Origin of the sequence: Bradyrhizobium sp. IC4059 (assembly GCF_020193615.1) — a bacterium.
GTDB lineage: Bacteria > Pseudomonadota > Alphaproteobacteria > Rhizobiales > Xanthobacteraceae > Bradyrhizobium > Bradyrhizobium yuanmingense.
The window spans coordinates 54,285-68,848 of the sequence record NZ_JADYVH010000003.1 but is presented as its reverse complement, the minus strand read 5'-3'; the positions used below and the strand labels follow the sequence as shown (position 1 = coordinate 68,848).

The window sequence follows — 14,564 nt, the reverse complement described above, 5'->3', positions numbered from 1 at the left end:
TCGCCAGCCCGAGTGGCGCGGCAATTATTGACGCAGGTTGACGAGACTATACTCTACGCCTTCGTCTGCTGTAGCGTCAGGTCGTGTGGATTTGTTAGGCACCTGTGATCGCGCCGCATCATGAAGACGAAAGAGACTCGTCTCCCTTGGAGAAGCCCGCTGCGAACTTGCTTCGCCCCGCGGCGCCGTCTCGGTGGTTCAGCCGTACCGCGCTTACGTCACCGAGCAAGATGCGAGCTTGCGATTGATCCAACTATGCCGCTTGGATTCTTCTGAGGAAACCACCAAGTTCGCGCTTCAGCCTTGAGCTTTCCTCAGACAGCAGTTCGGCAGACCTCAACACTTGCATCGAAGCCCCTCCTGTTGCCCTCGCGCGATGCGTGACTTCACCGGCGCTCGCCGCCACCTGAGTGGTCTTACTCGCAGCTTCCTGCAGGTTGAACGCGACATTCTTGCTGGTCTCTTTTTGCTCGCCGATGGCTTCGACAAAAGTCATAGCGATGTCGGAAATGCGAGCGACGATATCGCCGGCTTCGATAGTCGCGCCGACGGCTTCAGTTGTCGCAGCCTGAATATCGTTGATTTGCTTGCCAATCTCGATGGTCGCTTGAGCGGTTTGCATCTCGAGGGATTTGACTTCCTCGGCGACAACTGCAAAGCCTCGGCCGAGATCGCCCGCGCGAGCAGCCTCGATTGTCGCGTTCAACGCGAGCAAATTGGTCTGCCGCGCGATCGCCGCGATAAGTTGAACGACGCTGCCGATCTGCTCTGCCGCGGACGCCAAACCAACCATGCGCTGATCGCTGAGCTCGGTCTTACGGACCGCTTCGCGCGACATTTCCGCTGCTTCCTCGACCTGCCGCCCTACATCAACGATAGTTATAGCCATCTCGCTTGTCGAGGTCGCTACGCGTTGAACGTTGGCGGACGCGTCGTCGGATGATGAGGCAACCTCCATCGAGAGTTGGCGGCTCTCAACCGCGGAAGAGGTAAGGCTCCGGGCCGAGGCTTCCAGCTCCGTCGAGGCGGCCGAAACGGCTTCGATCACCTGCCCTACGGCTGCTTCGAATTCGCCAGCAAGCCGAGCGATATCGGCCTTACGCAGGTCAGCAGCAGCCTGGTCCCGTTCGACCTTAACATCAAGCTCCGCCTGCAGCTTTTCACGAGCTCTCAGCTGGAACATTTCTACCGCTTCGGCCATATCGCCGAGCTCATCCTTTTGACCAAGGCCCGGCAAAACTACATCGAACCGACTCTCACCTAGCTGGCGCATGGCCGCGGTCGTCGAGGCGACGGTTTTGGCAATGCGCCGTCCGAAGAGCATGCTGAACAGGCCCGCGAGCAGCGTTGCAAGTCGAATGAGCCAGACCAGCCTCTGCCGAATCTCTCCGGCTCGGGTCTCCATAGCGTGCGCATGCGCGTCTGCCGCGGACATGACCTTTGCGGTTGCCGGTCGAATGCGGCCGTAAATCTGTCGAAGATCATCCACCTGATCGCTGAGCGTCTGCTGCGTCACCATGAATGAGATAAAATTTGCCTTGTACGCCCGCATCAGCTCGAGAAGCTGGGATTTTTCCTCCGTAGGCAGGCTTGCCTGAGCAAGTTCGGTTTGGAACTCCATCTGTCTGGCGGAAAGCTGATCGCCGTATTTTTCTTCGCCCCGTAAGATACAATCCTTCTCATGGCGGCGCATCATCAGCATCAAGATCGTCAGGCGCGGCTGCTTCACCTGGCTCAATCGCTCCTCGACGGCGTGCACGGCTGTGCGCAACTTGCCCTGAAATCCGTCATTCTCATTGAAGCCTAGGTTGCGTTGCGCTGAAACGACGTTTCCAAAGCGGGTCGCATAGAGATTAATTACCGGCCGCAGGGAGGCGCCTGCCGCAGCATCATCGTCGGGCAACTCCCCGATCTGCTTTTCGACCCGACCTGAATCTTCGAGCTGGCGATCAAGAAGATCCGCATGTGTCTTGACCGACATTTCAGTGGGCTTGCGGAGGAACTCGGTCGCGATTTGGCCAGACTCCAGAAAGCTTTGTGACAATGAAACGACACGGGGCTTTCAATTCATTGCTCGCGCTCGCCTCTCGTTGAACGATACTCGCGTAGTGCAGAGCTGCGGCGCAGATTACGCCGATGACCAGCACACCAGAAATCCCGAGCACTGCCATCTGCTCGCGCAATCCGATTCGAAAGCCCCATTGGACGGACGGACGTTCGCGAGTGCCGGAGGAATTCTTGCTCACTTTTTGTCCCTCGATGTGACCTGATCTGTTTGAGCAGTGCTGACAATCGCAGGTCAGCAAGTAACGCGCACGTTGATCGGACTGGCTCAACCTGCTTCGCCAATCAACAAAGAGCGCTGCCTAATTTAGATTGATTTTCGAATCATGAACTCGTGCGCAAAACGCGCGCGCCCCGTGCCGGTGCACGACCTAACTGCTGTTGCGTTAGTTGACGAACACAGAGCGCGGGATGACATGATCATTTTGAATTGAGCGTCTCACGCAATAACTGCATCTAAACGATCAAATTCGCATAAAACATGCGACGCCTGCGCTAAATTCGGGCTCAATCAGCGCAAGAAACGGATATTTCAACATCCGTCTTGCGCGACTTGACCGTAGGCGCAAGCTTGGAGCTCCCAGTGAGTGTGGGCACTCACTTGATGCTCTCTTCAGCCGCCCTTTGGGGCGTTTTCCTCCCTGACTTGGCCGTGCGGAATTTTCGCACGGCCTTTTTTCGCAATCCGACGAAAGCAGATCGCTCACGTCAATCGCACAATTTTCGACCTAAGTTGTGGCCCGATGTTGGAGCCCACGATCGTGCTGCAACCACTGCGGAAGCTGCTAGGGCGTCAGTGAGCCAGGCCGCCCTGGGGCGGGTGGCGAACGCACGCAGCCATGTCAAGGAGGCGATCGCGTACAGACTAGCGCTTCACACGCCTGCGGGCGTTGTCGACCAGGCGAATGGCCGCTCCAGCGCAGGGCTGGAGAGCTGGTGAAGGTCAGGGCGTTGATCCGCGTTCCAGTAGACGGCAATGCCATCGGGCTCCGCGGGATCTTGGGGAGCGAGGCTGTGAGGAACGACTTCGATCGCGCCCCGTTCAAGCTCTAAGATGGATGTCCGGCCGCGGTACAGCGTTTGTCCGAGGATTTCAATTCATTCCCAAGCTGCACGAGACTATAATGAAACCGGACTTTTTGCAGCATTTCGCGCCTGCTGTGCTGCCGCAATGCAGCTGCGCATGTGCGCATTCGGAGCCGGTACAAATGGCGAACCATGTCCTTCTCCCCCGTGCCGCTTCCAGACACACTATCCGACCAGCGAAGATCGGGGTGTAATGCTGCACATTAGTGCGCTCTTGGTACTGATTTGGTGCAATCAATAACCTATCGACGCTCAAATTTCCGCGCGCGCGCGCCGGTTATCATCCAATTTCCCCATCACGGGGTTCTTCTGAGTGGGCTCTAGGACTTGATCGCCGGCATTGGTGGCGTCTTTGGCATTGCATTTTCGTCGACCCTACTCAGTTCTACTGTTTGCATTTCGTCCTCACTCCGTTCGTGTTGGAGCCTTTCAGTTCGCGATGGTCTCGCGGAGCTCCTCGGGAACCCGGTAGCATTCCTGGTCCCAGGGAATGTGCCCTGACGGACATCGACCGCCCAGCGTACCAGCGCCTCCTGTAGAACCTCCCCATTCGCGTAGGCGCCAACGAAATTTGGCCTTTTACCTTCGACCAGCCCTAAGACGTCGTGGAGCACGAGCACCTGGCCCGAGCAGCTTGGCCCGGCTGCAATCCCGATGGTGGGTATGGTCAGCGCATCGGTTGTGCGTTCCGCGAGCTCGGCCCGAATGCCCTCGAGGCCCAAAGCGAAGTAGCCGGCCTCCTGGACGGTGAGCATCAGCGAGCAGACGTAACGCTTCGGCTCTTGCCCTTCGCTGCACCTTGAAGCCGCCCATGACATTGACGCTCTGAGGGGTAAAACCAAGATGCCCCATCACCGGGATGTCGCAATCCACCAAAGCGCGCACGATCCCAACAAGCTTGGCGCCGCCCTCGAGTTTCACGGCGCCGCCCCCCGCTGCAGGAAACCTCCGGCATGCGTACTGTCTCAGCGAGGCTGAGAAGAGAACTGAGAAAGGGCATGTCGGCCACAATCAAGGCACGAGGCCTTGGCGCGAGACTGCTTCCAGGTGATGATTCATCATTGCCATGCTGACGGGAAGCGTATCGTCGACGCCCAGGTAGACATTGCCGACACTATCACCGACGAGAATGATGTCGACCGCTGTGTCGGCGATGCGCGCCGTGACCACATCGTAAGCTGTCGTCATCGCGACGGGACGTCCCTCCGTTTTCCATTGCTGCAGGACTGGAACGGTGACGCTTGCAAAGGCGACTCTTAAGTGTGGCTCATGCGTGGAAATCCTGCGACACTGATCTCGGACCGTAAACGTTGATAGAAGAGGAGAGCGCCTTCACCTCCACGCGGGAGCATCGATCAAGGCACCTTCCAAAGCGCGACGATACAGTTTTATTTGCTCGAACCACACGGAAGCTGCCGTCGATACGCCGCACTTTGCAACAACAGGAAGAGAGCTTTGTTGGCTTCATAGCGCGCCGCGGCTCGGCTGCTTTGCGTTCCCGCCACGACCAACGAGCCATTCGCCGCGGAGATGGACCACGACCACCTTCGACGGCAACGCTCAAGCGAGACTTCGTAAGTTGAAAATCGATCGGACATGGCATCCCCGCTCAAGCCATAGCTCTACCCACCATCTATCTCATCCGCATGGAGCTCACCGGAGGCCGCCATGCCTTTCCCGAGTGTTGAATGCAAGCGAAGGCGGTCGATGATTGCCATCCGACAGACTGCGCTATGCGGCCAGACCAACTTCGAAGAACCGATTCTGCCGCTTCAGCAGTAGTTCCTGTGGCCTCCTTGCCCGCCCACCTCGGCAAGGCTGATCGATGCGAGTTCCGGAGAGCGTGGGCGGCAGGCTAGAGTTCGCAAGCCGTTCGTGGCCAATACCATAATAGCGCTCAACCCGCAGCCTGTCTGCGGCAAATGCCGAAGAATGAGTCGGAAGCTGCTTCCAGCATCACACCCGTCCCTGTCGATTGGTCAGGAAGTGTCCCGTTCTGCAGACAGACCCATCTTGGCGAACGGAATCCATGCGAGAGAAAGCCAAAAGAAATAGTACGATGTGAGCGCATCATTGGAGGCGGTCGCGCAAGGTCGGCCAGATGACAGCATAGCCGTAGCGCCAATGTTCAGCCCGTAAGCATTGAACTCAACGATTGTTGCCGAGGTCCGTGTCACTTAATTTTCCACACCACCCCTGAAAGCGCCTCGCTCGACTCGATGGCCTGTCGGGCGATGTCGCGCCAACCGAACTTCCCGCCACAAATAGCGCAGCACCTTCCTGAACCACCATGGAGAGCGTGAGAGTTATTGCGCATGTTTGCCTCCTATCGGCGCCACCAGATCAGTCCCATGCACTCTCCACTTCTACGTCACAGCGCCCGCACATCATGTGCGGCGTCGCCAATTCCGATTCTCGGGTATGCACGAACCAGCAGGCGCAGCAAAATGATCCTGATGCGCACCTTCTTGGCGGGGCCTCTGAGAGCAGTTGCGTCAAACTTCCCCACCTATAAACTGTTATTTTGATCCCGAATATTGCAAGAATGGCATTTGGCCGCGCAAATCCTGCAATATTTCGGCTCTACTTGAGGGTATCCACCGCAAGAGATCATTCCGGATCTTTCGCTGTTTTTGCTCGCCGTACATCAAGCGAACCTATCGGCAGCTTCCCTGATCGCCGCATAAATCTGATCAATATCAGCGGCTGTAACGCAATAAGGTGGCATCACGTAGATCGTATTCCCGAGCGGACGCAGGAGGAGATTTCGGTCCTTGAAGAAGGCTTGAAGTTTCGGACCGATGCCGGCGAGATAGCCGGCGTCATTTGTTTTCAGATCAAGCGCAGTGACGGTGCCGGTCCGACGAACGTTCGCAAAGCGCGGATCTGTCTGAAACGGCTGGATTGCGTCCTCTTGCATGGATGCGAGGGTTGACACGCGCGTGCGCGCATCGGAGCTCCGCCAAAGATCCAGATTGGCCTTTGCGGCGACGCAGGCAAGCGGGTTCGCCGTATATGAACTCGAATGGAAGAACGTCAAATTGCGATCTTTCGAATAGTGCGCGTCGAAAATATCAGCGCGACAGAGCGTCACTGCGAGCGGAAGCGATCCACCAGTGAGCCCTTTCGAATAACAGGCGATATCTGGAGTGACGTCGGCCTGCTCGCACGCAAACAGCGTTCCGGTTCGACCCCAGCCCGTCATGACCTCATCTGCAATGAAGAGAACGCCCCAGTCTTCGCAGATCCGCTTCATCTCCAGTAGCACCCAGGCCGGGTACATCAGCATTCCGCCCGCCCCCAAAATCAGCGGCTCAACAATGAAGGCCGCCGGCATCTGCTCCCGACACACTGAATATAACGCACTGAGCGTGTCCCGCTCGCGGCCTGTTGCCGGGAACGGGATTGATGTGACGTCAAAGAGAAGAGGCTCATAGGCTGCATTGAACACGCCACGGGCTCCGACCGACATCGCTCCTACCGTGTCGCCATGGTAGGAGTGTTGCATCACCACAATGCGACTCCGCTGTCTGCCGATGTTATTCCAATAGCCGAGCGCCATTTTCAGCGCGACTTCGACACTCGTCGAACCGCTATCTGAGAAGAAGACGTACTCAAGAGCAGGCGGCGTGAGCTGCAGGAGTTGCGCCGCAAGCTCCTCGGCTGGCTCATGGGTGTAACCAGCAAAGATAATCTGATTGAGCTTGCCCGCCTGGTCTTGGATGGCACTGACGATATGTGGGTGACAATGACCGTGGGTCACGACCCACCAGGACGAGATTGCGTCCATGATATGTCGGCCGTCGGCAGTGTGAAGATAAGCCCCCTCACCGCGCGCGATCCTTGTCATCTCGCCTTGAAGCGCGTGTTGCGTAAACGGATGCCAAATTGGCGAGCTCGGGTTCGGCATTTCAACTGAAATCGTCAGCACGGAATGAAGACTTGAATGCCGTCTGAAGCGCCTCTGGCGTGAGAGGCGAAAGCAGAGGCAGTCGTCCCAACCAGCGCACGCGGCCGATCTCACGAATGGCAGTCTGAGTTTCCGGGTTGCGCTCGCCGATGAACGCAATACCCAGAATCGTGATCTGCCGCCTTCGAAGAGCCTCGATCGACAGCAGCGAGTGATTGATTGTACCGAGTTTTGTGCTCGCGCAAACCACGACCGGAAGCTGCCACCTCTCAAGCACGTCGATGTAGAGTGTTTCACCACTTAGCGGGACCATAAGTCCGCCGGCGCCCTCAATGACAAGAGGCCGTCCTTCCGTGTCTGGCGGATATATGGAAGCTGGGTCGATGCGAACCCCGTCCATTTCGGCAGACTGGTGGGGCGATGCGGGCGTTCGAAGCCGATAGAGCTCCGGCACGACCCGATCGTCTGAGAGACGAGCCAACCTTGTGACCGTTTCGGTATCGGTTTCTCCGTCGAGGCCGGCTTGTATCGGCTTCCAATAACTCGCGCCGAGAAGATCGGCCAAGCCTGCGGCGAACACAGTCTTCCCAATCCCGGTATCTGTTCCGGTCACCACGATCCGCAAACTCATCGAGCCGTTCCCTTCGTCTCGTCAGCGAGCGCATCGACCATTGAGACCACATCATCCTCGTTGACGTTCAGCGTCAGTGAAATTCGCAACCGCGCTGTCCCCGCCGGCACTGTGGGCGGCCGAATTCCGCGAATATCGAAGCCCCGATCCTGCATCGCAGAGGCGAGCCGCATTGTATGAGCATTGTCGCCGACCATGTATGGGAGGATCTGCGAGCTGGACGGACATCGCACGCCGCGGGCTTCCATCTTCCGATGCGTGAGTGCAACCAGCCTTGCGAGGCGCCGCTGACGCTCGGGCTCCCGCTGCAAGATAAGCAGTGCCTCGCTGACGGCAACGGCAATCAAGGGTGATGGCGCGGTCGCGAAGATGAACGGACGACAACGATTGATCATAAAGTCGCGTAGTACACCGGAAGCAGTGACAAGCGCTCCCGCCACTCCCAAGGCCTTGCCGCAGGTATGTATCACCAGGAGATTTTCACGGCGACCGTACTGGCTGGTGAGCCCTCGGCCCTGCTCACCGTAAACGCCCGTAGCATGGGCCTCGTCAACGACCAGGAAAGCGTCGAGGCGATCGGCGAGCGCGACCAGATCATCCAGGGGGGCGAAGTCGCCGTCCATACTGTAGAGGCTTTCCGTGACGATCCAGACACGTCCCATTCCTCCATCCGCACGCCAGTCGCGGATCGCACTTTCGATGGCTCCGACATCGTTATGGCCAGCTAGGCGAAACTCGGCCCTACCAGCTCGCGCGCCTTCATGAATACTGGCGTGAACCAGAGAGTCGAGGACGAGCAGATCGCCGCGCTGCGGCAACGTTGTCAGTACCGCAAAGTTTGCGATGTAACCGCTCGCAAAAAACAGCGCCGTCTCTGCGCCAAAGAACTGGGCGGCTTCCGCTTCGAGGCATTCATGCTCTTCACAATTGCCGCGCAGAAGTCGCGAACCGCCCGAACCGAGCGGCGTGCCACGTTCGATGGCCGCCAAGACGGCCTTTTTCATACGCGATGCACTCGCAAGCTGCAGATAATCGTTAGATGAAAAATCAATTCCCGCACGCGAATTGAGACCGCGCAAGCGGTTGTCATCTTGCAGCGCGCGCAATTCCTTGACATAGGGTCCGAATTTATCCATTCGCGACGAGCTCATTGCGCATTCCACCCCATGCTGCCGGCGTTTTGGCGATAGCAGCCGACGACGATCTTGAACATGCCACTCAGGTCTTAACGGATGAGGATGCCATTGTTGCGGTCAACGAGCACGACACGCGCTTGGAATACCTCTGCTTCGGCTTCGTCAAAGGATGCATAAGCAATGACAGTAATTTTGTCTCCTGGCATCGCGAATCGTGCCGCAGCACCATTCAAGCCGATGATACCGGACCCACGCGGTGCTTCGATGACAGAGGTTGCAAAGCGCGCCCCCCGTATCCATGTTGCAGATCTCAACGCGCTCATAGAGCAGGACCCCCGCCGCGTCCAGCAACGCACGATCAATCGAGATTGATCCTTCATAGTGAAGATCGGCTTCGGTCACGGAAGCACGATGGATTTTGCCCTTCATGAGGGTGATGTTCACTTCACACTCGCCCGTCAGCGCCTCGATCGTCTGCGCTGTTTCGCTCGGCAAGCTCAGACGTGATGCCGAGCCGCGCGAACAAGTGCGCGTCGCGATCCAACTTGGGGTTTTCTGTCGTCAGCAGCGTATCACCGATGAAGATTGAGTTCGCGCCAGCCAAAAAGCACAGAGCTTGCAGTTCGTCCGTCATATATTGTCGTCCGGCCGACAACCGGACCACGCTCTTTGGCATCATGATTCGAGCAGTCGCGATCAGGCGCGCCACGGCAATCGGATCAGGACGCTGGGCGGTTTCATTGACCGGCACGCCCTTGACCTCATTCCATAGGTTGATCGGCACGCTTTCCGGATGGCTTGGCAGATTTGCAAGCAGCACGAGCATGCCGAGACGATCCTCGATGCGCTCGCCCATCCCAATGATGCCTCCACAGCAGATCTTGATTCCGACGCCGCGAACGTGCGCTAGGGTATCGATGCGATCTGCTAGTGTACGGGTTCTGATGATGCTGCCGTAAAATTCAGGCGAGGTATCGACGTTATGGTTGTAGAAGTCGAGCCCAGCTTCAGAGAGCTTTGCCGCCTGGCTCGCGGTCAGCATACCGAGCGTGACGCAGCTCTCCATGCCAAGACCTTTCACGGCTCTGACCATGTCGCACACCTGATCAAGATCGCGCTCTTTTGGACTACGCCAAGCCGCAGCCAGGCAGAAGCGAGTTGCACCTGCATTCTTGGCGCGCTTTGCTGCGGCCAGTACATCGCCACCATCCATCAGGCGGGTGGCCTTCAGATCTGTAGCGAAGTGCGCGCTCTGGGAGCAATAGCCGCAATCCTCCGGACAGCCCCCTGTCTTGATGCTAAGTAGGCTAGCGGTCTCGACGTGATTTGGATCGAAGCTCTCGCGATGAACGTTCTGCGCCTGGAATATCAGGTCTGCAAACGGCAGCCCATACAAAGCTTCTGCCTCGACGACCGTCCAATCAAAGCGGACAAGCCCTTTGTTATCGTGATTGTAGTGCCTGACTTGTGCGGCTGGATTCATGCATTCATCATTGTCAGCTTGGTAGGAAATCTTCTTAAACTCGATTGGAGCTCGCTTTTTTTTCGAGGGCAAAGGTATAAGGGCGCGCTCTCGATCAAAGACGGCGGAAATGCATCCAAATTGCATGATTCCTGCGAAAAGAGCCCTACGCAATATCGATTTCGACTCTGAGCGAGAACATGTTGCGGCCGTTCGTCGGCAAAGGCTTGAGCACCAACCGCGGGCTGCGCGCCAGCGCCGCCATTGCAGCGAGCTCACGTTCGAGATAGTAAACCCAGCTACACTCCCCGGGACCGCCGATTATCCATGATTCGTCACATCGTGTTATTCACCGCCAAGGACCAAGCTCAAATTGAGGGCATAATCGAAGGTCTATCGATCCTCACGAAAATCCCACATCCGCGTCGGCTGGAGATTGCTCGCAATCGCAAGAGCGATGCACTCGGGAACGATATCGATGTCATCGTTTACGGCGAATTCGACAGCGACGCCGAACTCGCAGCTTACAAGGGGCATCATTTATACCAGGAATCAATCAGGCGTGTGCGACCTCTTCGGGAGCTACGGTTCGCGGCGGACTATAGTGTCTAATGGATACGGGCTCCTGAAAGACGGCTGGGCGAAAGCACACTAGGGGTGTCACACAGGAGGAGGGCGTCAAACAGTTGGTTTTTCGGTCTTCGGGCGAAGGGCAAGTCCGGATTTAGCTAGTTCATTGCTCTGACGAGGCGCCTCCTGAGGAAGTTCTGCGGCAAAAGAAGAAAAACTTCCCAATATATGCATGGCGAGTTCGTCTCGGCTGATTTTCCTCCTCTAAGCTCTTTAGGCTCACAAACAGCTGGCCTGTGCCGGCGCCAAGAGCAAGACCGAGCCCGTGAGCCGCAGGGCACAGACAATCCGTGATGGTCAGACCCCGGTTTCACCGAAAAAGTGAAGGCAGCTTCACCGGGAGAATTCGGCACGGACTTCGCTTTCCAAGGACGCTCAGTGAACGCAATCGAGCTCGAAAACCAGATTGATCGCGCTTTTCTTCAGATGCGGGCGGCTCCTTAGAGGACCGCCTGTCCATACAGCAACCGGCAAAAAGCGTCCGGCCAGATGGAACGGAACACCCTGTCACAGAGCAGAGCAACTGGTTTTAAAATGCATGTCCGCGAACTTCGATGGATCGAACCTGCCATTGCGATGCGGCGTCTAGGAAATCAACCGAACCTGACTTTTTTGGATAGCACCGCCAGGAGCGAGTTGGGACGCTACTCATATGTTACCTGTGATCCATTCAGTAGCTACGTGGTCAGCAATGGAGAAGCGAGTTGCAATGGCATCGCTCTTGCGGGCACCCCCTGGGAAGCCCTCCGGAGTCTACTCGCTAGATATCCGCAACAGAACCGAACAGATCTGCCTCCCTTTCAGGGAGGTGCAGCCGGCTATTTGGGCTACGACCTAAACAGGACACTTGAGCGATTGCCGCCACCTGCGATTGCCGGTCGCGCTTTGCCCGAATGTGTCCTGCATTTCTATGACGTGGTCATCAGCTTCGACCATCAGGATCACAAGTGCTGGATCGCTTCTACAGGATGGCCGGCTCAGGAGACTGCGCCTCGACTTGAACGCGCACGCAGGCGCGCCGATCAGTTCGCTGCCTTGCTTGACATGCCGACGCCAGCTCTAAAGGGACTCCCTAGCACATTAGGCGCATGGCAGTCCAACTTCACCCTTGACGACTACATCGCGGCCATACAGCGCGTCATCGGCCTCATTCTGGCAGGAGACGTTTTTCAAGCGAACATCGCGCAGCGTTTCACTGCGAGGATGCCGATCTCATTCGACCCGATTAGCTTTTACTGCCGGCTTCGGTCACTCAATCCGGCGCCGTTTGCGGCCCTGTTGCGCTATGGCGAGCTCACCATTGCCTCAAGCTCACCGGAACGTTTCCTCAAACTCGACGCACGAAACGTCGAAACACGCCCTATCAAGGGCACGATAGCGCGAAGCAATGATTCAGCGGAGGATCAGCACCGCGCACAGGTCCTCATCGCGTCCGAAAAGGACCGCGCCGAAAACTGCATGATTGTCGATCTTCTGCGCAACGATCTGTCGCGGGTTTGCACGCCGCACTCGATCGAAGTTGCAGGGCTGTGCAACCTCGAATCCCACGCCTCGGTGCACCACCTCGTCTCGATTGTCACAGGTGAACTTTCAGAGGGCCAAGACGCCGTCACGCTGCTGCGAGCTTGCTTTCCAGGCGGCTCGATCACGGGGGCGCCAAAGGTGCGATCGATGGAGATCATCACGGAAATCGAGCGAGTGGCTCGACAGGTCTATTGCGGGGCAATCGGCTTCATCGGTTTTAACGGGCATATGGATACCAACATCGCGATCCGCACGGTAACTATTGATGGCGATCAAGCCATGTTTCATACGGGAGGCGGGATAACGGCGATGTCTGATCCGCAAGCCGAGTACGCTGAGACGCTTGCGAAGGCACAGCGAATCTTTGAAGCTTTTGGTACTGAAGTACCTGGTCCGCTGTGATCCTCATTATCGACAACTACGACTCTTTCGTGTTCAACATCGGCCGGTATTTTCAGAGGCTCGGCGAGTCAACCGAGGTTGTCAGGAACGACGCCATCAGCGTCGCCGACGTGATCAAGCTTAATCCCCGCGCGATCGTTATCTCTCCTGGTCCCTGCACTCCAACCGAGGCGGGAATATCTATGGCCGTTATCCGCGAGCTTTCCGGCCGCACCCCGATTCTCGGGATTTGCCTGGGGCATCAATGTATTGGAAGCGTCTTCGGCGGACGAGTGACGCGAGCGTTACGCCCCATGCATGGGCGATCCTCTCGCATAATGCATGAAGGGGGGCCGTTATTCCAGGGACTGCCCTCACCACTCTCCGTCGGTCGTTATCATTCGCTTGTGGTCAAGCTCGACTCGAGCTCCGCACCGCACCTGATGGTGACAGCGCGGTCCGAGGAAGGCGAGATCATGGCTCTCGCACATCGCTATCAACCAACTTACGGCGTGCAGTTTCATCCGGAATCGATACTCACCGAACACGGGTCTCTGCTGCTCAACAATTTCTTGCGGCTTGCAGCCATTTGTTGAGTCCAGGATGTAAGCCAAACAGACGTGAGCAGCCAGCTGAACATCCCCAAAAATGCCGAAGTAACCAAGCTTCAGCACTGGATCGTGAGAACGGAATAAACAACTTGAGATGGCGCTCCATGGGCTGGCGTGACTTCTAACATTGGGCCTGTTGCCTCCATAGAGATCAATCCCAGAGAAACGCCGAGAAGTCGCGCGTGCCGGTGCGGCAGAGCCGATGCGTCTTGGAATAAAGCGGGCGCTGAGTGCAGAGCCAAAGCCACGAGTCGTTCTCAGGTAGCTCCGGAGTCCGTGCTGCCTGCCAGAACTGGCAGGGTCACTCGGTTTAGGATTAAGGTATCCTGCAGCCGAACTCTATGGCGGGCGGCCGGAGCCAAAACCTCTGAGCTTCCCGGCATCGAACCGATGTTTGACGCCACCTCTCCGTTAACAGCCGTCATACAAGCTAGCGTCAAAATTCCAATCGCGACTTGGAAGCGGGTAATCATTATTAGCAACTCGGCTGGCCAGGTCAAGGATGAGACATGATGACTCAGCTCTTCGAGCCTCCTTGGCCTGGCTCGGCCCCGCTCATTGTTTTTGTTGGCAGGAACCGGCGCGGTAACTGGGTTGCCCGTGAACAAGGCGGCTCCTTTGGCGGCCTTTTTGTCGACCGCGCCCAAGCTTTGAAATATGCTCTCGCCGAGAACGGCGGCCATCCAGAGAGCATCATCGAGGTTACACGCGAGATCGAACTCGATATTTAGACCAACACATGAACTCATGAAGAGCGTAGGAAGAGCAGCGGCTGCTCAGGCTAACATTCACGAACGAACGTTGGCGGCTTCGAGGTGAGCTCGGTACGGATCGGCTGGCCCAATTCCTGCACGTTCTATCGGTCTCGAGCGTTTGCGCTCGACACGCAGTCAGTTTAAAGAGGCAGACAAATCGCACGCTGGCGAGCTTTGGTCCTCTCAGCCATGAGAGGACGCAAGGAATGAGGCAATCAGCTGCTGATCGAAGTGATGACCGGCGGACGACGTACTACGGCGTGACCTTGCCTTTCTGCCTGCCCACCGCATTGCCGCTGCCCAAAGTGGTTGAGTTGAAGCAAGAGCACCGGACAGGCCGCCTGGTGCCGCGTTAATTGCCATCTGACGGTACC

9 protein-coding genes and 2 pseudogenes are annotated in these 14,564 nt (G+C 57.2%); 4 read left to right on the top strand and 7 right to left on the bottom strand.

The annotated features are described in order from the left end of the window. Positions 1-253: 253 nt before the first annotated feature. The 7 genes and pseudogenes from I6F12_RS10800 to bioB form a co-directional block, all read right to left on the bottom strand. Positions 254-1,981 carry a methyl-accepting chemotaxis protein gene (locus tag I6F12_RS10800; protein WP_225156182.1) on the bottom strand — a complete coding sequence of 576 codons (1,728 nt, stop codon included), beginning with the start codon at positions 1,979-1,981 and terminating at the stop codon, positions 254-256. 1,489 nt (positions 1,982-3,470) lie between these two features. Then, positions 3,471-4,338: pseudogene (gene panB, locus I6F12_RS10795) on the bottom strand (3-methyl-2-oxobutanoate hydroxymethyltransferase). 1,459 nt (positions 4,339-5,797) lie between these two features. Next, a complete protein-coding gene (locus tag I6F12_RS10790; RefSeq protein ID WP_225156557.1) occupies positions 5,798-7,060 on the bottom strand; it encodes an adenosylmethionine--8-amino-7-oxononanoate transaminase in 1,263 nt (420 codons plus the stop codon). 1 nt (position 7,061) lies between these two features. Then, positions 7,062-7,691, bottom strand: coding sequence for a dethiobiotin synthase (gene bioD, locus I6F12_RS10785; RefSeq protein WP_225156181.1), 630 nt, complete (start codon positions 7,689-7,691; stop codon positions 7,062-7,064). Beyond that, positions 7,688-8,842: an 8-amino-7-oxononanoate synthase gene (locus I6F12_RS10780; protein WP_225156180.1), complete on the bottom strand. Its 1,155-nt coding sequence runs from the start codon at positions 8,840-8,842 to the stop codon at positions 7,688-7,690. The genes bioD and I6F12_RS10780 overlap by 4 nt, the downstream gene beginning before the upstream one ends. A gap of 74 nt (positions 8,843-8,916) precedes the next feature. After that, a pseudogene (panD, locus tag I6F12_RS10775) lies at positions 8,917-9,271 on the bottom strand (aspartate 1-decarboxylase). Position 9,272: 1 nt separating this feature from the next. After that, positions 9,273-10,310 carry a biotin synthase BioB gene (gene bioB / locus I6F12_RS10770; protein WP_225156179.1) on the bottom strand — a complete coding sequence of 346 codons (1,038 nt, stop codon included), beginning with the start codon at positions 10,308-10,310 and terminating at the stop codon, positions 9,273-9,275. Positions 10,311-10,616: 306 nt separating this feature from the next. Between bioB and I6F12_RS10765 the strand changes: the two genes are divergently transcribed. From I6F12_RS10765 to I6F12_RS10750, 4 genes are all read left to right on the top strand, one after another. Continuing rightward, positions 10,617-10,901 (top strand): Dabb family protein, encoded by a 285-nt coding sequence (locus I6F12_RS10765; protein WP_225156178.1) that lies wholly within the window; start codon positions 10,617-10,619, stop codon positions 10,899-10,901. 552 nt (positions 10,902-11,453) lie between these two features. Further along, positions 11,454-12,845: an aminodeoxychorismate synthase component I gene (gene pabB / locus I6F12_RS10760; RefSeq protein ID WP_225156556.1), complete on the top strand. Its 1,392-nt coding sequence runs from the start codon at positions 11,454-11,456 to the stop codon at positions 12,843-12,845. Then, positions 12,842-13,420: an aminodeoxychorismate/anthranilate synthase component II gene (locus I6F12_RS10755; RefSeq protein ID WP_225156176.1), complete on the top strand. Its 579-nt coding sequence runs from the start codon at positions 12,842-12,844 to the stop codon at positions 13,418-13,420. The genes pabB and I6F12_RS10755 overlap by 4 nt, the downstream gene beginning before the upstream one ends. 524 nt (positions 13,421-13,944) lie before the next feature. Next, positions 13,945-14,166 (top strand): hypothetical protein, encoded by a 222-nt coding sequence (locus tag I6F12_RS10750; protein WP_225156174.1) that lies wholly within the window; start codon positions 13,945-13,947, stop codon positions 14,164-14,166. The last annotated feature ends 398 nt before the right edge of the window (positions 14,167-14,564 follow it).